The organism is Microbacterium sp. Au-Mic1 (assembly GCF_021341785.1).
GTDB lineage: Bacteria > Actinomycetota > Actinomycetes > Actinomycetales > Microbacteriaceae > Microbacterium.
In genome coordinates, this window is sequence record NZ_JAJTTF010000013.1 from 75496 (window position 1) to 96567 (window position 21072).

Here is a 21072-nt window from a genome sequence, read left to right on the forward strand (position 1 = left end):
CGGCCTCAGCCGGCGATGGCCGCGCCGAGCGCGAGCCCGGCGATCGCGGCGAGGATCCCGAGCAGCAGCATCCCGGCGGCGTTGAACGCGGCTGCGCGCGAGGATCCGTCCCGCCAGAGCGCGACGGTGTCGAGCATGGCGGTGCTGAACGTGGTGTAGCCGCCGAGCAGACCCGCGCCGACGATGAAGGCGGCGCCCGGGAACCCCCCGGTGATCAACCCGAGCGCGAACGATCCGGTGAGGTTGATCACCAGGACACCCCAGGGGTACCGCGAGCCGACGAGGCGGGCGACCCCGAGGTCGACGAGATAGCGCAGCCCCGCGCCCGCGCCTCCGGAGAGAGCGGCGAACAGGAAGGTGAGCGGGGTCATCCGTGCGCCTGCGTGTGCGCCGCGCGGGGGCGTGCCCAGCGCCAGCGGCCAGGCCGGCCGGCGCCGAGACCGAGCGCCGCGGCACCGATGCCCAGCACGACGCTGCCGATCGCATACGCCGCGGCGAGCCAGGGCTGGGCGTGCCACAGCGTCACCGTGCCGACGGCGAACGCACTGTAGGTGGTGAACCCGCCGAGCACACCGGTGCCCAGCAGCACCCGCACCGCATGCGAGCCGGGCAGCCGCGCGGCGAGCACGCCGATCAGGAAGGCGCCGACCACGTTGGCGATGAGTGTGGCCCAGGGCACGGCGGACAGCCCGTGACCGCTCGGCGTCGGCAGCGCCAGCCCCAGACCGAGCCGTGCGGCGGTGCCGATCACGCCCCCGACCACCACGAGCGCGAGGCGGAGCGGGACGGGCGAGTTCACGCCCGTCAGCCTAGACCTCGCGCCCCGGCGCACTCGACGAACGGCACGCGGTTGGCCCTGCTGCCAGCCCGGTTACGTAGACTCGGCCGGGTGGCGGGGGACCTGCCCGGCCGCCCTGCCGATGCGGCCGAGGAGGACGATGCACGCGTGACTATGAGGTCGGCCTTCGGCTGGTCGCGGCTGCTGACCGCGGCCGTGTGCGGAGTCGCCCTCGTGGACCGTCTGTTCTGGGGTCTGGGCTCGCAGACCATCGCCGGTCAGAACTTCCTCGCGTACCTCACGATCGAGTCGAACATCGTGTTCGCGGTCCTCGCCCTGATCGCCGGGATCATCGCGCTGCGCACGCCGGAGGATCCCGCCTGGCTCACCACCGCCCGCGCGGTCGTGCTGAGCTGGACCATCACGGCGGGGCTCGCGTTCGCCCTCATCGTCTGGCAGGCGGGACTGCACGGCATTCCGATCTGGGTACCGTGGTCCGACGTGGTGCTGCATTTCGTGCTTCCGGCATGGACCGTCATCGCCTGGGTCTTCGGCCCCGGCCGGCGCACGGCCTCCTGGCGGATCGTGCCCTACGTGCTGCTGTACCCCGCCGCCTGGGGCGTCTTCACGATCTGGCGGGGCGGCGTGGTCGGCTGGTACCCGTATTACTTCCTCGATCCGCGGCAGGTGTCGGGCCTGCCCGAGATGATCGTCACCTGCCTGATCGCGCTGGCGATCTTCGCCCTGGTCGCGAGCGGTCTGGTGGCGCTGAGCCGGTTGCCCACCATGGCGCGGACGGATCTGGCGAGACCGTCGCGGGCGGATGCCGAAGGATCGGATCCGCACTGAGGTCAGGGCGTGGGCGTCGCCGCGACGAAGACACGCAGGGACTCGCGGACGACGGCCTCCGCATCGCCGTCTCCGAGCTTCGCGAAGGTCTCCGCCTCGGGGCCGCCGACGAGACCCACGAGCACGGGCCTGCCGGTGACGGGCTGGAGGTTCAGCCAGGTGCGGACTGGGGCGTCACCGCCCACGACGTGCCACAGGTCGGCGTCGACGTTCCAGAACGCCTCGTCGAACTGCACCCACACCGTCTCCACGTATCCCGAGGCGAGGGCCGCGATCGCACCCCGGTGCGCGAACGGCAGCGGCGGGGCGAACTCGATCGCCCCGTGCTGCAGCACGCCGAGCGGGGCCGTCACGATCACACGATCGAAGGACAGCGACTCGCCGGTGCCCAGGCGCAGACTCACTCCCGAGTCGTCGTAGGCGATGCGCGTCACCGGCGACGCGAGTGTGACCTTGATGCCGTCGAGGGGAGTGTTCACGAGCACGCCGACGTCGCCGTCGGCGCCCACGAGGGAGTCGGGCACGAACGTCGGCGGGAACCAGCTCGACGCCTTCTCCACATCCGCGCCCGTGGTGGCCTGCAGCCACGCGAGCGCCGCGGCGAGCGCCGGATCGGCGGGGTCGGCGCCGGCGGCTTTGAGTGCGGCGTCGACCGGAATGTCGGCCGGTGCGTTCGCCGCCTGCTCGATCGCGTGCCGCAGCGGCGCCTCGTCGACCGCGGGCGCCGCCCCGTCCTTCGACCAGCCCGTGGGGGTGTCGAACGTCAGCCGGTGGATGCCCTGCGCGGCCAGCTCGCCGCCCAGCGTCCCCGCTTCCTCGCCCGCGGAGAGCCACGCGCCCAGTTGCACCGGGATCGGCCACTTCTTGTCCGCGACCGAGTGGATCCGCCCGCCGGTGCGCTCGCGCGCCTCGAACACCGTCACCGTGCGCCCCGCGTCGGTGAGAGCGCGTGCGGCGGCGGCCCCGGCGGCACCGGCGCCGACCACGGCGACGCGCTCGCCGCTCGTCGAGGCTGCGATGACCAGGGCGGCGGCCCGCTGCCCCGCGTCGATCGCGCCCGGGACCGTTCCGGGATGATCCGGATCCGTCGTCTCGCCGGAGAGGAACACGCGATCGCCGATCGGCTCCGCGAGATCCGTGCGCAGCTGAGGCGTCGCCCCGGCCGGCAGATAGCTCATCGCGCCGCGCGAGTACGCGTCCGTCGACCAGGTGCTGCGCATCCACGCGGTGGGCTCCGGCGCGGCGCCGGGCGGCACCGTCGGCGTCGGCGAGGGCGGGGCGGTGGTGGGCGACCTCGTGGGCTGCGGCCCGGGGGTGCAGGCCGCGAGGACGACCGCGACGGCACCGGCTCCGGCGCCGACGAGCAGGGTTCGCCGCGAGATGCCCATCGTGGTGCCAGCCTATCCCGGGCGTCGGGAAGGTCACCCGGGTCGTTGAGCGAGCAGCGGCGAAGGAGCAGCGAGACGAAACGCCGTGCCCTTGCGTGAGCGCCGCGTTTCGGCTCGGTCGCCTGCGGCGTCCTCGCTCAACGACCCCGGGGATCCGGATCCGATTACAGGTTGCCGTCGGCGTAGATGCGGAGCGCGTCGCGGACGAACTCCGCGCCGGCGGTGCCCGTGGCTCCCCGCTCCGTCCCGGCGCGGTCGGCACCGGTGGCGTAGTTCGCACCGAAGCGCGGGTCCGCCACGTACATCTCGCCGAGTCCGATCACGTAGGCCTTGCGGTCGCCGGCAGCCCCGTAGGCGGGTGTGCCGGGGATGCCGGTGAGCCACTCGACGTGACGGCGCGCCACGTCCTGCGCCTCGGGCGAGGCCGGGTCCGCGCCCGCCTCGGCGAGCGCGATCCAGTCGGCGCCGAGGTCGACGACGCGCTGCTTCCACGCCGCCTTCTCCTCCGCGCTCAGCCCGCGCCACCAGCGGTCGCCGTCGGCGTAGGCCTTGGTGCCCCAGCGGGTCTCGACCTCGTCCTGGTACTGGGTGTGGTCGAAGCCGTCGAACATGTTCTCGGGCATGAGGTCCTCTCCTTCTCTCAATGTGGTGATGGTGTTCTCGACCGACGCGATCTGTCGCGACAGCCTGGTCTGCTCTGCGCGCAGCAGCGCGAGGTGCTTCTCGAGGGCGGCCGCCTCGATCGCGATGTTCGCCGACCGAGGGGATCCGGATCCCTCCGCGACCTCCCCGACCGCCTCGGCGATCGCCGGCAGCCCCAGCCCCAGCTCGCGCAGGAGCAGGATGCGCTGCAGCCGCAGGAGCGCGCCCTGGTCGTAGTGCCGGTAGCCGTTCGAGGCGACCCGCGTCGGCGGCAGCAGGCCGATGTCGTCGTAGTGCCGCAGCGTGCGGCTCGTCGTGCCGGTCAGCCGCGCGATCTCCTGAATCGACCAGTCCCGGTACGTCATGGGCTCCTCCTTCCGTCGTCGATATGACCACCGTAGAAGTTGACGTTGCGTCAATGTCAAGAGCATCGGGAGGACGGAGTGAAACCCTGCGGTACGTTCGTCGCGTGACCACCGCAGACGCCACGTCCCCGAACGCACCCGTCCCCGCGCTCGACCTTCCGCCCACCGCAGAGGGTTTCACCGCGCAGTTCCTGCGCAACCTGAACTTCACCGGCGGCGTGACGCTGGCCGACGCCAGCACGAACGATCGCTATCTCGCACTGGCGCGCACCGTGCGCGACTACCTGATGGTGCACGGGCTGGCCGACCAGCACCGGCAGGCCGACCTGCAGGCCAAGACCGTCTGTTATCTGTCCGCGGAGTACCTGCTCGGCAATCAGCTCGACAACGACCTGCTCGCCGGGGGCCTCGCCGACGTCGCGGCCGATGCGATGGCCTCGTGCGGGATCGACCTCGACGAGCTGCGCCGGCACGAGATCGAGCCCGGGCTCGGCAACGGCGGGCTCGGACGCCTGGCCGCGTGCTTCGTCGACTCGCTGGCCACGCTCGGCGTGCCCAGCATCGGCTACGGGATCCGCTACGAGTACGGCATCTTCCGGCAGACCTTCGAGGACGGCCAGCAAGTCGAGCAGCCGGACGCCTGGCTCACCCTCGGTGCTCCGTGGGAGCAGCCCCGGCCCGAGGCCGCGCAGACCGTGTCGTTCGGCGGGCGCACGGAGACGTTCGACGACGGCGGCACCGTCCGCTCGCGATGGATCCCCGGCTGGGACGTCAGCGCCGTGCCCTACGACTACCTCGTGCCCGGGTTCGAGAACCAGCGTGTGAACACCCTGCGGCTGTGGCGCGCCAAGGCCACCGACGCCTTCGATCTGCGCATCTTCAACTCCGGCGACTACGAGCAGGCGGTGCGGGCGCAGACCTTCGCGGAGAACATCTCCAAGGTGCTCTACCCCGAGGACTCCACCCCGCAGGGCAAGGAGCTGCGCCTGCAGCAGCAGTACTTCTTCGTCGCCGCGTCGATCCGCGACTTCCTCGCGCAGCTCCCGGAGGGCTTCGACCTCTCCCGTCTGCCCGAGCGGGTGATCTTCCAGCTAAACGACACCCACCCGGTGATCGCCGTGCCCGAGCTCATGCGCGTTCTCGTCGACGAACGGGGCATGGCGTGGGACGCGGCCTGGGCGGTGACGCAGCAGTGCTTCGCCTACACCTGCCACACGCTGCTGCCGGAGGCGCTCGAGGTCTGGCCGGTCGAGCTGCTGGGCCGGCTGCTGCCGCGGCACCTGGAGATCGTCTACCGGATCAACGAGGACCTCCTCGCCGCCGTGCGCGACCGCTTCGGCGACGACGAGATGCGGATCCGCGACATGTCGATCATCGCCGAGTTCCCGGTGCGCGCGGTGCGCATGGCATATCTCGCCACGGTCGCCGGCAGCAGAGTCAACGGCGTCGCCGAGCTGCACTCGCAGCTGCTGCGCGAGAAGGTGCTGCCCGCATTCGCCGAGTTCTTCCCGCAGAAGTTCACCAACGTGACCAACGGCGTCACTCCGCGCCGCTTCCTGCGCCTCGCCAACCCGGGCCTGTCCGCCCTCATCACCGACGCGATCGGCGACGGCTGGATCACCGATCTGGAGCGGCTGCGCGAGCTCGAGCCGTTCGCCGACGACGCCTCGTTCCGTGCGTCTTTCGCCGCCGTGAAGGCGGACAACAAGCGCCGCCTGAACGACGTGCTGCAGGCGCGCGACGGGATGCGGGTCGGCGACGGCCATCTCGTCGATGTGATGGTCAAGCGTCTGCACGAGTACAAGCGGCAGCTGCTCAAGGTGCTGCACGTCGTGAGCGAGTACGAGGGCGTCGTGTCGGGCCGCCTCCCGCTCGATCAGCTGCAGCCGCGCACCGTGCTGTTCGGCGCGAAGGCCGCCCCCGGCTATGCGATGGCGAAGCGCATCATCCACCTGATCAACGCGGTCGGATCCGTCGTCAACGCGGATCCGCGCCTCGACGGCCGCCTGCAGGTGCTGTTCCCGCCGAACTACAACGTCACGCTGGCCGAGAGCGTGATCCCCGCGGCGGATCTCAGCGAGCAGATCTCGCTGGCCGGCAAGGAGGCGTCGGGCACCGGCAACATGAAGTTCGCGCTCAACGGCGCCCTCACGATCGGCACGGACGACGGCGCGAACGTCGAGATCCGCGAGCTCGTCGGCGACGAGAACTTCTTCCTGTTCGGCATGACCGAGCCCGAGGTCGACCGGCTCGGCCACGACGGCTACCACCCGGCCGCGTTCTACCAGGCGGATGCCGGCCTGCGTCGTGCGATCGACCTCATCGCATCCGGGGCGTTCTCCGGCGGCGACCGCTCGGTGTTCGAGCCGGTCGTCTCGAACCTGCTCTACGACGACCGGTTCATGGTGCTCGCCGACTACGCCGCCTACGTCGCCGCCCAGGCGCGGGTCGACGCCGCCTATGCCGACCAGGACGCCTGGACCCGCGCCGCGATCCTCAACGTCGCCCGCTGCGGCTTCTTCTCCTCCGACCGCTCGATCCGCGACTACATCGACCGGATCTGGCACACACCGCCGACGCGCTGATCCCCGACCTCCTGCCGTCGAGACCCCCACCTGCCGTCGAGACCCCCACCTGTAAACGTCTGCACGTGGGGGTCTCGCCGCGCTATGGGGGTCTCGACGTTCTTCGGCGCATCTTCAGGATCAGGGCTTGACGGATTCGAGATATATCGTGTTATGCTCTCAAACACGATATATCTCGAGTCGAACGGATCCGGGATCCCCTCACCTTCAGGAGAACAGACATGACCGAGAAGTGGCTCATCGCCCCGGGGCAGGAGCGCGTGATCGACATCGAGCGCGCGTCGAAGCTCAAGATCGGACTCGTCGGCGGACAGGTCGACGTCATCGCGCACGACGAGCCGGGCATCCGGATCGAGGTGCACAACGTCACCGTCAAGGACCTGCGCGTCGAGTCCGACGGCACCCAGATCGAGATCGACCACCCGCAGATCGGCTGGGACAACTTCCTCGAGGTGTTCCGCAACTTCGGCGCGGGAGGCCCCAAGGCCGAGATCAGCGTCGCCGTCCCCCGGGACATCGCCCTCAACCTGGGCGTCGTGAGCGCGGGCGCCCTCGTCTCCGGCCTCACCGAGGACGCCCGTCTGAACACGGTCTCCGGCGACCTCATCGTGGACACCCACACCGGCGACCTGAACGTGAACACCGTCTCGGGCGACGTGCAGGTGCGAGGACTGGCGGGCACCGCCATGGCGAACACCGTCTCGGGCAGCGTCGCGCTGACCGGCGAGGTGCGCAAGGCCACGATCGACAGCGTCTCGGGCGCGATGCTCATCGACGCGACCGGTCCCGTCAACACGGTGTCGCTGAACAGCGTCTCCGGCGACGCCACCGTGCGCCTGGACGAGAACCTCGCCGCGAACTACGTGGCTCGCGCGCTGAGCGGCCGCATCATGATCGACGGCGTACCGCGCGGCTCCTCCGGGCCGTCCACGTTCACGGGCTCGCGCGGCGAGCTGTCCGGATCCTTCGCGGATGTGCGGGTGAACACGGTGTCCGGCGACATCACGGTGCTGCGCCGCGACGCCGCCGAGGCCCCGGTGTCGTTCACCTCCGACGGAGAGGACCTGCTGTGAGCCCCGCCGTCTTCTCCCACGGCGATCTGCGCCTGTACCTGCTCGCGCTGCTGGCCGAGTCGCCGCAGCACGGGTACGGCATCATCCAGGCGCTGACCGACCGCACCGGAGGCACGTACACGCCGAGCGCGGGCACCATCTACCCGCGCCTCGCGAAGCTCGAGGAGGAGGGCCTCGTCACCAAGACCGTCGACGGCCGCACAACGATCTACGCGATCACCGAGGCCGGCCGCGCCGAGCTCGCCTCCCGTGAGGGCGACCTGCAGGGCATCGAGGCCGGACTCAACGACTCGGTGCGCCTCATCGCGAACGAGGTGCGCCAGAGCGTGCAGGAGGCCATGAAGAGCCTCCGCGCCGACCTGGCCGCTGCGGCTCGCGAGGAGCAGCAGGGCGCGTCGTCCTCGTCCTATCGCGAGGCCTCCGCCCGCGCCGACGAGCGGATCGCCAGCCGCGAGGAGCTGCGCCGGGCGGACGCCTCGATCAACGAGTTCCGTGCCAGGGTGCGCGCCGACCTGCGCACGCACGTCGCACGCGGCGGCACCGTTCCGTCGTCGCTCGTGTCGCAGCTGGACACGGCGCTCGACGACGCGGCGCGCGCCGTGACCTCGGCCCTGGCGGCGCTCACGCATTGACCCCCTCGGACCGGGTCCGGCCCGATCCCGCGCACTGACCCCGTGCACTGACCCCGGGCACTGACCGCGAGACCGAACCTGCGTCCCGAGACCGACGATAAGAACGTCGGTCTCGGGAACGAAGTTCGGTCTCGCGGTCGCCTGGGGGCACGATCGGCGCGGTCGGTGAGTCGCGGGCGCCGAAAGCGGGTCGGTGAGTCGCGGCTACTCAGCCCAGGGATCCTTCTTGTCGTCGGCGATCGGCTCCTCGAGCGGGACCACCAGGATCGGCCGGGACTGTCGGTGGGAGAGTCGGGCTGCGACGGATCCGGTGAAGAACTCGCGGATCGACTCGCCGAGACCCCGGCTACGGGTGCCGACCACGATCAGCTGCGCATCCAGCGCGCCGGCGAGGTGCTTGATCGCGAGCGCCGGATCGCCGACGAGTTGACGTGCGGTCCAGGTGAGCCCGGATCCGGCCAGCACCTTCTCGACCTCCCGACGCAGCTCGGCGAACTCCTCCGCGCCCGTGTCGATGTTCAGGTCGATCGGCGCCGAGTGCACCATCCCGTCCGGATCCTCGAACGTCACGAACCGGGTGACGTCGACGTGCACGACGACCAGCGGCGCCTGGAGCAGACCGGCGTAGCGGATGGCCTCGGCGAGCACGCGCGGCGGCTGCCCCGGCCGGAGTGCCACGATCACGGCCTTCTGGAGCTGGGGATCCTGCAGCTCCTGATCCTCGGGAGTGGGGGCGTTGTCGCTCATCTCGTCGTTCCTCTCGGTGCGGCGGTGCCGGGGACCCGTCACGGCGAGGTGAGGTGGCCCGCGTGCTATCCTGGATGCTACTCTTACCGGCCGCGAGCCGGTGCCGGAAATAGACAGCGGGCCCCGTTTCGCCCACTGCTTACAGTAAGGGGGTCTCGCGCATGGGCCGTGGCCGTCAGAAGGCAAAGCACACCAAGATTGCCCGCGAACTCAAGGCGTACAGTCCGGATGTGAACTACTCCGCGCTGGAGCGCGAGCTGGGTCATCCTGAGACCGAAGACCAGTACGTCGACAAGTGGGCGGATCAGTACGCCGACGAAGACGAGGACGAGCTCGAAAAGGCCTGAGCCTCGTCGTCCGAAACCCCGCCCGAGTCCACTCGCGGCGGGGTTCGTCGTTGGACTACGCCGCGGTGCCGTCCGCAATGCCCTCGCCCTGGAGCAGTCCTGAGCGCCCGTGCGGCCCTGCGAGGATGGAGACATGCCTCACGTCGTCGCGCTCTACCGTCACCCCGTCAAGGGGTTCACGCCCGAGAAGCTGCCCGCCCTCACGGTGCAGGCGGACGGGCGGATCGCCGGTGACCGCGTGCTCGCGTTCCGCTTCGCCGATGCGGCGGCTCCCGAGGAACGCGACGGACTGGACCACTGGCCGAAGTCGAAAGGGCTCGCGCTCGAGACCTTCCCCGGGCTCGCCGCAATGCAGCTGAGCTACGACGAGACAGCGCAGCGCATGCGGATCGACCATGCCGGGGCGACGCTCGTCGAGGCGGGTCTGGACGATGAGGGCCGGGCCGAGCTCGTCGAGGCCGTGACCGCCTTCGTGCTCGACTCCCCCGACGGCAAGCGCCTGCAGCGGCCGGGGCGGCTGCCCCTGGCGCTCGTCGGGGACGGCGTGAGCTCGCGGTTCCAGGACCGAGGCCGGGGCTACGTCTCGGTGCACAGCGACGCGAGCGTCGCCGCACTCGGCGCCGCGCTCGCGCAGGAGGTCGACGACCGCCGGTTCCGCTCGAACGTCGTGATCGGCGGCGTCGACGCCTGGGACGAGTTGGACTGGCAGGGCGAGGTCGCGATCGGCGACGTGCACCTCGCCACCGCCGGGCCGATCGTGCGCTGCCTCGCGACCCACGCCAACCCTGACACCGGCGAGCGCGACGCGAGTGTGCTGAAGACGCTCACCGGCTCCCTCGGACAGGATGAGCCGACGCTCGGCCGGCTGCTGATCCTCCCCGGGGTCAGCGGCGCCGTGGGCGACGACGCGGGCGTCGGGGGCACGATCCGGGTGGGTGACGAGGTCAGCCTCGGCTGAGCCGGCCGCACCGTTCTCAGGACCGTTCCGCCCATCGCCCCTGTGCGCCCGTCGAAACGACGCGGCCCAGCGAATCCGTCCTGAGAGCGGACGTGCCGTGTGCGGCGCTCAGCCCACCGCTGTCGCGCGCACGATGAGCGCCGTCTCGGGGTGCACGGAGGGCATGACGATGCCGATGCGCCCGAGGACCCGGCCGGTCAGCACCACCCCCTCCCCCTGCCAGGCCGCGAGGTTGCCCTTCAGCCCGCGCAGGCTGAGCGGCTCGATCTCCACCCGGTATCGCCGGTCGTCGTCGAGCCCCGGCAGCCGGAAGCGCCCGGCGCTGGCAGTCGCTCCGACGGCCAGCGCCGTGAACAGGTAGAGGGCGCGGCCGGCGTCCTCGGCGATCACGCCCTGCAGCGCGAACGCCGGGTCGGGCGTCTCCGCCCGCACCATCCGGCCGCTGTGCAGCAGCGCGCGCTCCCGCTTGTGCAGGGCGATCCAGCCCGCCAGCTGTGCGCGCTCGTCGTCGTCCCACCCCCGGATGTCGGCCTCCACGCCCAGGTGCCCGAACAGTGCCACGGACGCGCGGAACGCGAGCGTATGCGTGCGACCGGTGACGTGCGACGGCGCCGAGGCGATATGCGCGCCGATCAGCTCGGGCGGGATCAGTTGCGCGGTCCACGCGTTGATCCGCTGCCGCTCGAGCGGGTCGTTGTCGTCGGATCCCCACACTCGATCGGTGCGCTCCAGCACACCCAGATCGACCCGGCCGCCCCCGGACGAGCAGGATTCGATCTCGAGCCCGGGGTGACGACTCTTGAGGTCGTCTACGAGACGGTAGAACGCCGCGGTCTGGCCGTGCACGCCGGGAGCGCGGCGCGGCCCAGAACCCGCCTCGACGAGATCCCGATTGTGATCCCACTTGAGGTAGGCGATGTCGTACTCGTCGAGGAGGGCCAGCAGCGCATCGCGGATGTGGGCGTAGCAGTCGGGGTTCGCGAGGTCCAGCACCTGCTGATGGCGCCCCGTGAGAGGCCACTCCGAGCGGGCCGACATGATCCACTCGGGATGCGCGCGAGCGAGATCCGAGTCGGGGTTCACCATCTCCGGCTCGACCCAGAGCCCGAACTGCATGCCGAGACCGCGCACGTGATCGATGAGCGGGTGCAGCCCGTGCGGCCATACCTCGGCGGAGACGGTCCAGTCGCCGAGCCCCGCACGGTCGTTGCGACGGGCGCCGAACCAGCCGTCGTCGAGCACGAAGCGCTCGACGCCCACGGCGGCGGCCGCGTCTGCGAGCTCGATGAGGTCTTCCTCGTTCTGATCGAAGTAGACGGCCTCCCACACGTTGAGCGTGACCGGGCGGGCGGTGCGGGGATGCTGCGGGCGGGCGCGCAGCATCCGGTGCGACTGCACGGCCAGCGCATCGAGGCCGCCCCCGTAGAACCCGTACAGCCACGGGGTCGCGTACTCCTCACCCGGCGCGAGGCGGCCCTCGCCCGGCAGCAGCAGCTCGCCGCCCGCGAGCACCTGCCGCCCCTCGGCGACCCTCTCGACCTGATGCACGTGGTTGCCGGACCAACCCACATGGATCCCCCACGCCTCCCCCGAGGAGAAGTCGAAGCCGTGGCGTCCCACGATCAGCGCCATCGCGGCGCCGAGCCCGGTGCGGCCGCGGCGGTTCTCCCTGCGGTGAGCGCCCACGCCGAGCCGCCGGCGCTGCGGAACCCGCTCGACCGCCCAGCGGCCCGCGAAATCGAGCGCCTCATCCGCATCCAGGGGCACCGGCAGCGTCGGCATCAGGGACTCGAGCCGGTACACGTCATCGCCCCGGTTGCGCACGGCGGCCCGGGTGCGGATCGCACCGGATCCGGTGAGCTCGATGTCGAGTGCGAGAGTCAGCCGCGCCTCGTCGTCCAGGGCGGTGACGCGTACCGAGGCCGGACCCGACGAGAGGATGAGGCGCCCGCCCGACGAAGGATCCGACGGGCCCTGACCTCCGACGGGAGCACCGTCGATCGCGACGCCGGTCACACGGAAGCGCGGTGACCAGTGCGCGCCGTCCCGGGATCCGCTGATGCCGGGGGTTCCGCTCCAGCCTCGGGAGAGCTCGGGGAGCACCGACACCGGCACGACCGCATCCACCTCGCTGCCCGCATCCGGGAACACGCCGGAGAGGGCGAGCGCCTCGAAGCCGGCGTCGTCGAGCGGCCCGCAGGACGCGCCCCAATGCACGACCACGGGAAGCCCTCCGTCCCGGATGTCCAGGACCAGGGCGACGCCGCCCGTCTCCAGCACGATGCCGAGATCCACGGTTCCGGCGCTCGCCTCATGGCCGTCGAGAGTCAGTGACGACATGATTCCCCTTCCTGGGCGGTTCGAGTATTGTTTACGTTGCCATGCAAGGGACCAACGTGCAACGGATCAAGGACGGCGCGCCACGCGCCTCGATCAAGGACGTCGCCCAGCGTGCAGGTGTGTCGCCGCAGACCGTGTCGCGGGTCGCCAACGGGTACGTGCATGTGCGACCCGAGAAGCGCGAGAAGGTGCTCGCCGCGATGAAGGAGCTCGGCTACCGGCCGAACAGCGCGGCCCGCAACCTGAAGTCGGGCCGGTTCCGCAGTCTCGGGGTCGTCACCTTCAACATCACGACGCTGGGCAACGAGCGCACGCTCGAGGCCGTCGCGGAGGCGGGCGCGGCTGCGGGCTACACGACGACCCTGATCCCCGTGACGGATCCCACCCGCATCTCGGTGGCGGGCGCCTTCGGGCGCCTCGAGGAGCAGGCCGTCGACGGCATCATCCTGATCATGTCCGCCGAGTTCGGCTCGCCGGACGACTACGCCCTCACGGCAGGGCTTCCGCTGGTCATCGTCGATTCGACCGCGACGGCGGATCACACGCTCGTCGACACCGATCAGGAACAGGGCGCTCGCACCGCGATGCGGCACCTGCTCGACCTCGGGCATCGACGCATCGCCCACGTCGCCGGGCCGCTCAAGTCGTTCTCCGCGCATCGACGCGAGGACGCCTACGCGCGCGTCTGCCAGGAGCACGCCCTCGCCACCCCCGCCCGGCACCGCGGCGACTGGTCCGCGGCGTCGGGCTACGCCGCCGGCCGGGAGATCCTCGCCGAGGAGCCGCGACCCACTGCCGTCTTCGCCGCCAACGATCAGATGGCGCTGGGCGTGATGCGCGCCGCGCACGAGGCGGGCCTGCGCATTCCGCAGGACCTCAGTGTCATCGGCTTCGACGACAGCGACGACAGCGGCAGCTACTGGCCGCCGCTGACCACCATCCACCAGCATTTCGACGTCGTCGGCCAGCGTGCGACCGAACTGCTCATCGCGATGATCGACGGGGAGCCGCTGCCCGAGAACCCGCTGATCCCGACCCGGCTCGTGGTCCGCGACAGCACCGGCCCGGTGCCGGCTCAGGACTGACCGCACCTCAGAACTCGGTCGGGCCGAGCCGCGGCTCCGGAGCGAACCGGACCGTGGGTCGCTCCAGGCCGCGCAACTCGAGCACGAGGATCTCGTTGCCCTCCCCGCGCAGCAGCGGAGCCGGCACGTACAGGGTCTCCTGCGGCCCCCGCGCCGAGTAGCGGCCCAGCGCGAAGCCGTTGATCCAGACCGCGCCGGATCCCCACCCCCGCACGTCGAGGTGAAGATCACCTGATGCGTCCGCATCGAAGCTGCCGGCCAGCAGCACGGGCCCGCCGAGCGGGACCCCCCGCAGCACCGGCGTCCCGTGCGCCGCGAGCGCGGCGCGGACTCCGTCGGCCTCCAGCTCCAGGGGCGAGACGAGCCAGCCGTGCAGCTCCTCGCCGTCCAGGCGCACCGGGCCGATCACACCCTTGGCCTCGCCGATCCTGGGTCCGTAGTTCACGCCGCCCAGGTGCTCGACCAGGATCGACAGCTCCCCGCCCGAGGGCAGCGCGAGCACGCGGTCGTGCGCCTCACGATCGAGGATGCCGACCGCGTGGCCGTCGAGCAGCACGTGCGCGCGGTCGCGCACCTCTGCCACGGTGAGCGCGCCACCGTGCGGGATCTCGATCGCGTAGCGCGAGTGTCCGCGCGGCGACCCGAAGGCGGTGGCGGCGGGAGCCGTGTCGTGCGCGCTCCAGCGCTCGAGTCCGGCGTCCGAGAGCGCGACGGCGCGTTCCAGCGGCGCCTCCAGCACGCGTGCGGGCGAACGCGGGGCGGGACGGTCATCCGGCACCGGTGCGTGCGCCGCGATCACGTCGCGGAACCGCCAGTACTTCTCGGTGGGCGTCCCGTCCTCGGCGATCGGCGCGTCGTAGTCGTACGAGGTCGCGATCGGCCGGTAGACGCCCTTGTCGTTGGCGCCGGCCATGTACCCGAAGTTGGTGCCGCCGTGCACCATGTAGATGTTCACGCTCGCGCCCGCGGCGAGGATCGCCTCGAGCTCGGCCGCGCTGTCGGCCGCCGACGTCGTGTGGTGCGGCTCGCCCCAGCTGTCGAACCAGCCGCACCAGAATTCGGCGCACATGAGCGGCCCGCTCGGCTGATGCCGCCGCAGTGCCGCGAGCCTTTCGACCGCGCGCGACCCGAACGACGCCGTGCTGAGCAGCTCGGGCAGAGTGCCGTCGTCGAGCATCGCATCGGTCGGCTGATCGACCGTGGTCAGGGGCACGTCGATGCCCGCCGCCCTGGTCATCTCGGTGAGCGCGCGCAGATAGGTCTTGTCGGATCCGTAGGCGCCGTACTCGTTCTCGATCTGCACCAGGATCACGCCGCCGCCGTGCGTGAGCTGGCGCGGCCGGACGATGTCGTACACCGCACCCAGATACCGCTCGACCTCGGCGAGATAGCGCGGATCGCGCGAGCGCACGGCGATCGTGCCGTCCTCGATGAGCCACTCGGGAAGGCCGCCGTTGTGCCACTCGGCGCAGATGTAGGGGCCGGGTCGCACGATCGCGAACATGCCCTGGGCCTGGACCAGGTCGAGGAAGCGTCCGAGATCGAGGCCGTCCTCGGCGGCGAACGCCCCGCGCCGTGGTTCGTGCGCGTTCCAGGGCACGTAGGTCTCGATCGTGTTGAGGCCCATCTGCCGCGCGGTGCGCAGCCGGTCCTCCCACTGATCCGGGTGGATGCGGAAGTAGTGCATGGCCCCGGAGATCACCTGGAACGGTGCTCCGTCGAGGAGGAAGTCGGTCTCGCCGATGGCGAAGTCGGGCATGAGGGCTCCGGGGTTCGTGAGGATCGGCGTCGGAGGACGCCGGACGGAAGGGGTGCGGGATCCGCTTCGGCGGACCCCGCACCCCGAGGGCGGATCCGGGCTACTTGTTGACCTGGAAGCCCTGCTGGTTGCCGTAGTCGACGAGCGTCTTCTGCCACTCCTTCAGCGCCGCGTTCAGATCGCCCTTGGCGCCGATGGCCTTGCCGACCGAGTCGCCGAAGACATTGTTCGCGTAGCCCTGGAAAGGCAGGTACTGCCAGCCCGTGATGACCGACTTCGCCGAGGCGGCGCCGACCTGGTTCGCCTTCTGGCCGTCCACGAAGGCGGGGAAGGTGCGGTTCGCCCATGCCTGGTCGTCGAACGTGGCGACGGTCGAGGGGAATCCGTTCTTGTTGACGAGGTCGCGCCCCTTGCCGTCGGCGAGGAACTGCAGCACGGCGGCGGCGAGGGCCTTGTTCTTGCTCTGGTCCGTGACGGAGATCCCGCTGCCGCCGTTCTCAGCGGATCCGGGAGTGCCGTCCCACGTCGGCATGGGCGCGACCTTCCACTTGTCCACGCCGTAGTCCTCGCCCATGTCGATCATCCACGAGCCCATCATCAGCGTGCCGAGCTTGTCCTGCGCGAGCGCCTTGGTCCACTCGTCGGACCAGGTGGCGAGCGGGGAGAGTTCGCCCTTCTGCAGCATGCCGCCCCACATGTCGGCGAACTTCTTGCTGCCGGTGTCCTGCAGGTCGATCGTGACCTTCTCCCCCTCGGTCTTGAACGGGTGCCCGCCCGAGGCCCAGATCATGCTGGTGAAGAAGCCGGCGTCGCCGCCGGTGGCGATGTAGGCGTCCGGGTTCGCCGCGTGCAGCTTCGCGCTGTCGGCGACGAACTCGTCCCAGGTCTTCGGCGCCTCGGTGATGCCGGCGGCGGCGTAGAGCTTCGTGTTGTAGATCATGACCATGGGGCCCGAGTCGAGCGGGATACCGACGAGCTTGCCGCCGACGTTGACCGCGTTCCAGGTGGAGGCGGTGAACTTGTCCTTGTAGCCGTCCAGGCCGTAGGGGGTCATGTCCGCGAGCGCACCGCTCATCGTGAGCTGCGGCATCGTCTGGTACTCCACCGGCACGATGTCCGGAGCACCGGATCCGGCCTTGACCGCGTTCTGCAGCTTGGTGACCGTCGCGTCGGGGTTGTCGAGCTTGACGACCTTGATCTTGACGTTCGGGTGCTCCTTGGTGAAAGCGTCCGCCCAGCCCTGGGTCGTGTCGCCCCAGGTCCACCAGGTGAGCTCACCGCCCTTCTTCAGCGCGGCGTCGATGTCGGCCTTCGAGCCGCCCGAGGCGGCGTCGCTGCCGCTCTGGCAGCCGGCGAGGGCGCCCATCATGAGCGAGGCGGCGCCGACGACGACGGCGGCGCGCATCCAGATGTTCTTCTTCACTGCGGGTTTCCTTTCGGGAGGTGATGCAGAGATCTTTCGTGCGTGGGATTCGTGATGCGGGGAAGGTGGATCGAGGCGCAGCTACTTGACGCTTCCGGCGGCGAGGCCGGACTGCCAGTACCGCTGCAGGTACAGGAACGCGGCGGAGATGGGCAGCACCGTGAGCAGCGAGCCGGTGATGACCAGCTGCGGGATCGGCGCCGTTCCGATCGAGGCGGAGGCGGACGCCCACTGGCTGAGCCCCACCGTGAGCGGATACCACTCGGGGCTGGAGAGCATGATCAGCGGGAGGAAGTAGTTGTTCCACGTCGCGACCACCGCGAACATCAGCACGGTGATGAAGGCCGGGGCGAGCTGGCGCAGCGAGATCGAGAAGAAGATCCGCAGCTCCCCTGCGCCGTCCAGACGCGCGGCCTCGATGAGCTCGTCGGGGATCGCTTCGGCGGCGTAGACCCACACCAGGTACAGGCCGAATGCGCTCACCAGCGACGGGATGATGACCGCCGCGGGAGTGTTCGTCAGACCGAGCTTGCTGAACAGCAGGAACTGCGGCACCGCGAGCACGGATCCGGGGATGGCGAGCGCGCCGAGGATGATCGCGAACACGGCCTTGCGCCCGGGGAAGCGGTACTTCGCGAGGCCGTAGCCGGCGAGCGTGGCCAGCAGGGTGGCTCCGCCGGCCCCGACCACGACGTACAGCACGGTGTTCAGGAACCAGCGCAGGAAGATGCCGTCGTTGTAGGTGAAGGTGTCCGCGATGTTCGAGAACAGGGAGAAGGTCGGCCCGAACCACAGTCCCGGCGTCGTGTAGAGATCGGACTTCGACTTGGTCGCGTTGACCACCAGCCAGAACAGCGGCCCCAGGCTGTACAGCAGCATGAGGGTCATCACGATCATCAGCGTGATCGAGGTGCGGGTGCGACGCGGCGAGCTGCGCCGCGTACGCCGGGCCGGCCGGTGCGCGACCCGTCCACTCGCGAGCCGGCTCGGGCGCCGTCCGGTGACGACGGCCTCGGTGTCCATCGAGTCCGCGCTGTTCGAGGTCATGACGCTCATCACTTCTGCTCCTTCGAGCCCATGGACTGCGCGACGAAGGCGATGATCATCGTGATCACGCCGGAGATGATCGCGATCGCGGCGGCGTAGTTGAACTGGGATCCGGCGAACGACAGGTTGAACGCGTACATGTTCGGCGTGAAGTAGCTGGAGATCGAGTTCGGCGCGATCTTCTGCAGCACGGCGGGCTCGTTGAACAGCTGGAAGCTGCCGATGATGGAGAAGATGGTCGCGACCACGATCGCGCCCCGGATGGCCGGCAGCTTGATGCTGAACACCGTGCGCAGCGCACCGGCGCCGTCGATCTCGGCCGCCTCGTACTGCTCCTGCGGCACCGCCTGCAGCGCGGAGAAGAAGATCAGCATGTTGTAGCCGACGAACTCCCAGGTGACGATGTTGCCGATCGCGGGGAGGATGAACGTCGCCGACAGCGGGGAGGGCACGACGTCGCCGAGCCAGCGGTTCAGATCAGCGACGAGACCGAACTGGTCGCCGTACATGTAGCCCCAGATCATCACGGCGACGACGCCGGGCACCGCATAGGGCAGGAAGATGCTGAGCCGGTAGAACGGCACGAAGCGCAGTCGCGCGCTGTCCAGTGCCAGGGCGGCGACGAGTGCGAGGATCAGCATGATCGGCACCTGCACCACGAGGAACAGCACGACACGGCCTGTGGCGTCCCAGAACTTCGGATCCACGATCGCCAGTGCGTAGTTCTCGAAGCCGACGAAGTGCGTGCCTCCGATCAGGGAGTCGCGGAACAGGCTGAGATAGATCGCGTACAGCAGCGGCGCGATGAGCACCAGCGTGAACACGAGCATGAAAGGACCGACGAACCACCAGCCGGCCCACGACCGCCGGGAGCGTCGGAGCCCCGTCATCGCCATCGACATCAAGTCACTTCCTCGTGATTGGTTGCGTTACCAAGAGCACTATATGCACACTATGGTTACGTAAACAACTCACGGTTCGGAAACGTGATGTTTACGTTGCCAATCCGTCGAAGTTCCACCGTATGGACGATGTGCGGAGGAAGACGGAGGCCGAACAGATGGACAGAAGACGAAGGAGTTGGATCCATGCAACGACGACGATGGACGCAGGGGGCGATCGCGCTGAGCGGCGCGATCCTCGCCCTTGCCCTCGCCGCGCCGGCTCAGGCCGCCACGACCTCGACGCGACCGGCCGCCGGCCCTGCGCCGACCCAGATCCCGCAGCTCACCGGTGCCGAGCTCTCCGCGAGCTGGACGGCGCCGCTGAGCACGCGCGGGCGCTACGTGGTAGACGCGGACGGCGACCGGTTCAAGCTCATCTCCGCGAACTGGGACGGCGCGCAAGGGCATTGGAGCGGGAACGGATCCAAGTCCGACCCGACCACGCACAACAGCGGCGACAGCTACGACATCCCGATGGGTCTGGACCGGGTAGCGCTGCCGACCCTGATGAGCGACTTCCACTCGATCGGGATCAACAGCATCCGCCTGCCGTTCTCGAACGAGATGCTCGGGATGACGGCGGCCGTGCCGGACGCGGCGGTCGCGGCGAACCCGCAGCTGCGCGGCAAGACGCCCCTGCAGGTCTTCGACGCCGTGATCGACGCGCTCACCGCCGACGGCTTCGCCGTGATCCTGAACAACCACACCACGACGTCGCTGTGGTGCTGCGGCGTGGACGCCAACACCAAGTGGTACAGCAGCCAGACCACCGAGAAGTGGATCTCGGACTGGGTCATGCTGGCCCAGCGGTACCGGACGAACCCGCGTGTCGTGGGCATGGATCTGCGCAATGAGGTGCGCCGAGATGTGACCGACGACGCGAACTGGGGCATGGGCGACGGCAACGACCTGTACAAGGCGTACCAGCAGGCGGCCATCGCGATCCAGAAGGTGAACCCGGACGTCCTCATCGTGATGGAGGGCATCAACTGGCAGGGGGTGCCGATCGACGGCTTCTTCCACGACCGGCCGATGCTGAAGCCGGTCGCGAACACGTCGAACACGATCCTGCACCCGGACAAGCTCGTCTATTCGGCGCACGTGTATGCGTACACCGGCCCGCAGCACACCGGCGCCACGGGCCTGGGCGAGACCCACGACCTGCGCTATCGGGACATGACGGCGGCGCAGCTCGCCGATGCCGTGACGCAGGAGGCGCTGTTCGTCACCACCGCCGGGCAGCACTACACGGCGCCGGTGTGGATGAGCGAGTTCGGCATCCGCGGGGCCGGGGAGACGGATCAGAAGAACATCGACTGGTGGAACAACTTCACCGACCTGCTCGCCGCCAACGACACCGACTTCGCGGCATGGCCGCTGGTCACGCAGGCCGACGCCGCCGGCACGTTCGCCGACACCTACGCTCTGCTCGGATACCGGCCGGATGGCAGCAGGATCAGCATCGCCGATGACTGGCGATACGCGGGGTGGCAGAAGCTCGTGACCTCCGTCGGCAAGACCGGGCACGTCGACACCCCGACGCGCTGGAACATGCTGGGCAGCGACAGCTACCTGCCCGACACGAACGCCTCGGCGCTCATGCAGGACCGTCCCGACTGGGATCCGGGCCAGTGGAAGGGCGTCTGCCCGGACACCGAGCGCCTCCAGGGCGTGTCCCGCAGCAGCAACCGCGCCCTGTGCACCGACGCCGGGCAGCCGTCCCTCACGACCGTGCGCCACGTCGTCGGCAATGAGGCGAACGTGCAGTCCGACTGGGCCGCCGGCTACAGCAAGCTGCAGTGCGCGAACGGCGAGATCGCCGTGGGCCTCAGCCTGACCATCGGCACGGTCAACCGCTGGGCCACGTCCACGCTGCTCTGCGCGCCGAGTACCACCACACTGCCGCAGAGCAACGGCCGCACCCTCTGGTTCGACCGCGCCGACAACCGGCCCGCGGGCGGAGGGTCGACCGCGAGCGACTGGGCGCCCGGACGCTTCAAGGGGCAGTGCGCGGACGGCGAGTACGTCGCGGGCATCGCCTACACCTATCAGCGGGTCCAGGGCGGCGTGCCGAGCGCTCTGCTCTGCAAGCCGCTGCACTGACCCGTGC

At 70.0% G+C, this 21072-nt stretch carries 18 protein-coding genes; 8 read left to right on the forward strand and 10 right to left on the reverse strand.

Annotation, left to right across the window (positions count from 1 at the left end; genetic code table 11):
- Positions 1-5: 5 nt before the first annotated feature.
- Complete coding sequence (locus tag LXM50_RS16045) at positions 6-371, reverse strand: CrcB family protein (protein ID WP_233312475.1); 366 nt, start codon at positions 369-371, stop codon at positions 6-8.
- Positions 368-799 (reverse strand): CrcB family protein, encoded by a 432-nt coding sequence (locus LXM50_RS16050; protein ID WP_233312476.1) that lies wholly within the window; start codon positions 797-799, stop codon positions 368-370. Before LXM50_RS16050 ends, LXM50_RS16045 begins: the two co-directional genes overlap by 4 nt.
- Before the next feature lie 90 nt (positions 800-889).
- Here LXM50_RS16050 and LXM50_RS16055 point away from each other — a divergent pair, with 90 nt between their 5' ends.
- Positions 890-1627: a Pr6Pr family membrane protein gene (locus LXM50_RS16055; RefSeq protein ID WP_233312477.1), complete on the forward strand. Its 738-nt coding sequence runs from the start codon at positions 890-892 to the stop codon at positions 1625-1627.
- Positions 1628-1629: 2 nt separating this feature from the next.
- Here the strand turns inward: LXM50_RS16055 and LXM50_RS16060 are convergent, their stop codons facing one another.
- Positions 1630-3015: an FAD-dependent oxidoreductase gene (locus LXM50_RS16060; protein ID WP_233312478.1), complete on the reverse strand. Its 1386-nt coding sequence runs from the start codon at positions 3013-3015 to the stop codon at positions 1630-1632.
- Between the two features lie 164 nt (positions 3016-3179).
- The gene (locus LXM50_RS16065; RefSeq protein ID WP_233312479.1) at positions 3180-4022 is read right to left on the reverse strand and encodes a TipAS antibiotic-recognition domain-containing protein; all 843 of its coding nucleotides are present in this window, start codon (positions 4020-4022) and stop codon (positions 3180-3182) included.
- Between the two features lie 53 nt (positions 4023-4075).
- On the opposite strand from LXM50_RS16065, the gene LXM50_RS16070 reads away from it, so the two are divergent.
- From LXM50_RS16070 to LXM50_RS16080, 3 genes are all read left to right on the forward strand, one after another.
- Positions 4076-6607 carry a glycogen/starch/alpha-glucan phosphorylase gene (locus LXM50_RS16070; protein WP_374107840.1) on the forward strand — a complete coding sequence of 844 codons (2532 nt, stop codon included), beginning with the start codon at positions 4076-4078 and terminating at the stop codon, positions 6605-6607.
- Between the two features lie 221 nt (positions 6608-6828).
- Positions 6829-7680 carry a DUF4097 family beta strand repeat-containing protein gene (locus tag LXM50_RS16075; RefSeq protein WP_233312481.1) on the forward strand — a complete coding sequence of 284 codons (852 nt, stop codon included), beginning with the start codon at positions 6829-6831 and terminating at the stop codon, positions 7678-7680.
- Positions 7677-8312 (forward strand): PadR family transcriptional regulator, encoded by a 636-nt coding sequence (locus LXM50_RS16080; RefSeq protein ID WP_233312482.1) that lies wholly within the window; start codon positions 7677-7679, stop codon positions 8310-8312. Before LXM50_RS16075 ends, LXM50_RS16080 begins: the two co-directional genes overlap by 4 nt.
- 204 nt (positions 8313-8516) lie before the next feature.
- Here the strand turns inward: LXM50_RS16080 and LXM50_RS16085 are convergent, their stop codons facing one another.
- Positions 8517-9059, reverse strand: coding sequence for a universal stress protein (locus tag LXM50_RS16085; protein ID WP_233312483.1), 543 nt, complete (start codon positions 9057-9059; stop codon positions 8517-8519).
- A gap of 161 nt (positions 9060-9220) precedes the next feature.
- Here LXM50_RS16085 and LXM50_RS16090 point away from each other — a divergent pair, with 161 nt between their 5' ends.
- Positions 9221-9406, forward strand: a complete 186-nt coding sequence (locus tag LXM50_RS16090; protein ID WP_233312484.1) for a DUF3073 domain-containing protein — start codon at positions 9221-9223, stop codon at positions 9404-9406.
- Between the two features lie 133 nt (positions 9407-9539).
- Positions 9540-10364: an MOSC domain-containing protein gene (locus tag LXM50_RS16095; RefSeq protein ID WP_233312485.1), complete on the forward strand. Its 825-nt coding sequence runs from the start codon at positions 9540-9542 to the stop codon at positions 10362-10364.
- Positions 10365-10472: 108 nt separating this feature from the next.
- On the opposite strand, the gene LXM50_RS16100 is transcribed toward LXM50_RS16095, so the two are convergent.
- Entirely contained in the window at positions 10473-12704 is a 2232-nt protein-coding gene (locus LXM50_RS16100) for an alpha-galactosidase (protein WP_233312486.1), read from the reverse strand.
- A gap of 41 nt (positions 12705-12745) precedes the next feature.
- Between LXM50_RS16100 and LXM50_RS16105 the strand changes: the two genes are divergently transcribed.
- Entirely contained in the window at positions 12746-13789 is a 1044-nt protein-coding gene (locus LXM50_RS16105; RefSeq protein WP_233312487.1) for a LacI family DNA-binding transcriptional regulator, read from the forward strand.
- Between the two features lie 7 nt (positions 13790-13796).
- Here the strand turns inward: LXM50_RS16105 and LXM50_RS16110 are convergent, their stop codons facing one another.
- The 4 genes from LXM50_RS16110 to LXM50_RS16125 form a co-directional block, all read right to left on the reverse strand.
- Entirely contained in the window at positions 13797-15548 is a 1752-nt protein-coding gene (locus LXM50_RS16110) for a beta-galactosidase family protein (protein WP_233312488.1), read from the reverse strand.
- Positions 15549-15648: 100 nt separating this feature from the next.
- A complete protein-coding gene (locus LXM50_RS16115; protein WP_233312489.1) occupies positions 15649-16971 on the reverse strand; it encodes a sugar ABC transporter substrate-binding protein in 1323 nt (440 codons plus the stop codon).
- A gap of 81 nt (positions 16972-17052) precedes the next feature.
- Positions 17053-18018, reverse strand: a complete 966-nt coding sequence (locus tag LXM50_RS16120) for a carbohydrate ABC transporter permease (protein ID WP_374107842.1) — start codon at positions 18016-18018, stop codon at positions 17053-17055.
- 8 nt (positions 18019-18026) lie between these two features.
- Positions 18027-18914 carry a carbohydrate ABC transporter permease gene (locus LXM50_RS16125; RefSeq protein WP_233312527.1) on the reverse strand — a complete coding sequence of 296 codons (888 nt, stop codon included), beginning with the start codon at positions 18912-18914 and terminating at the stop codon, positions 18027-18029.
- Between the two features lie 192 nt (positions 18915-19106).
- Between LXM50_RS16125 and LXM50_RS16130 the strand changes: the two genes are divergently transcribed.
- A complete protein-coding gene (locus LXM50_RS16130; protein WP_233312490.1) occupies positions 19107-21065 on the forward strand; it encodes a glycoside hydrolase family 5 protein in 1959 nt (652 codons plus the stop codon).
- Positions 21066-21072: the final 7 nt, after the last annotated feature.

Excerpts from the sequence above, each read along its gene's own strand:
- LXM50_RS16045 (WP_233312475.1), bottom strand. The coding sequence starts at position 371 with ATGACCCCGCTCACCTTCCTGTTCGCCGCTCTCTCCGGAGGCGCGGGC.
- LXM50_RS16060 (WP_233312478.1), bottom strand. The coding sequence starts at position 3,015 with ATGGGCATCTCGCGGCGAACCCTGCTCGTCGGCGCCGGAGCCGGTGCC.
- LXM50_RS16065 (WP_233312479.1), bottom strand. The coding sequence starts at position 4,022 with ATGACGTACCGGGACTGGTCGATTCAGGAGATCGCGCGGCTGACCGGC.
- LXM50_RS16070 (WP_374107840.1), top strand. The coding sequence starts at position 4,076 with ATGTCAAGAGCATCGGGAGGACGGAGTGAAACCCTGCGGTACGTTCGT.
- LXM50_RS16075 (WP_233312481.1), top strand. The coding sequence starts at position 6,829 with ATGACCGAGAAGTGGCTCATCGCCCCGGGGCAGGAGCGCGTGATCGAC.
- LXM50_RS16085 (WP_233312483.1), bottom strand. The coding sequence starts at position 9,059 with ATGAGCGACAACGCCCCCACTCCCGAGGATCAGGAGCTGCAGGATCCC.
- LXM50_RS16090 (WP_233312484.1), top strand. The coding sequence starts at position 9,221 with ATGGGCCGTGGCCGTCAGAAGGCAAAGCACACCAAGATTGCCCGCGAA.
- LXM50_RS16095 (WP_233312485.1), top strand. The coding sequence starts at position 9,540 with ATGCCTCACGTCGTCGCGCTCTACCGTCACCCCGTCAAGGGGTTCACG.
- LXM50_RS16100 (WP_233312486.1), bottom strand. The coding sequence starts at position 12,704 with ATGTCGTCACTGACTCTCGACGGCCATGAGGCGAGCGCCGGAACCGTG.
- LXM50_RS16105 (WP_233312487.1), top strand. The coding sequence starts at position 12,746 with ATGCAAGGGACCAACGTGCAACGGATCAAGGACGGCGCGCCACGCGCC.
- LXM50_RS16110 (WP_233312488.1), bottom strand. The coding sequence starts at position 15,548 with ATGCCCGACTTCGCCATCGGCGAGACCGACTTCCTCCTCGACGGAGCA.
- LXM50_RS16120 (WP_374107842.1), bottom strand. The coding sequence starts at position 18,018 with ATGACCTCGAACAGCGCGGACTCGATGGACACCGAGGCCGTCGTCACC.
- LXM50_RS16125 (WP_233312527.1), bottom strand. The coding sequence starts at position 18,914 with ATGGCGATGACGGGGCTCCGACGCTCCCGGCGGTCGTGGGCCGGCTGG.
- LXM50_RS16130 (WP_233312490.1), top strand. The coding sequence starts at position 19,107 with ATGCAACGACGACGATGGACGCAGGGGGCGATCGCGCTGAGCGGCGCG.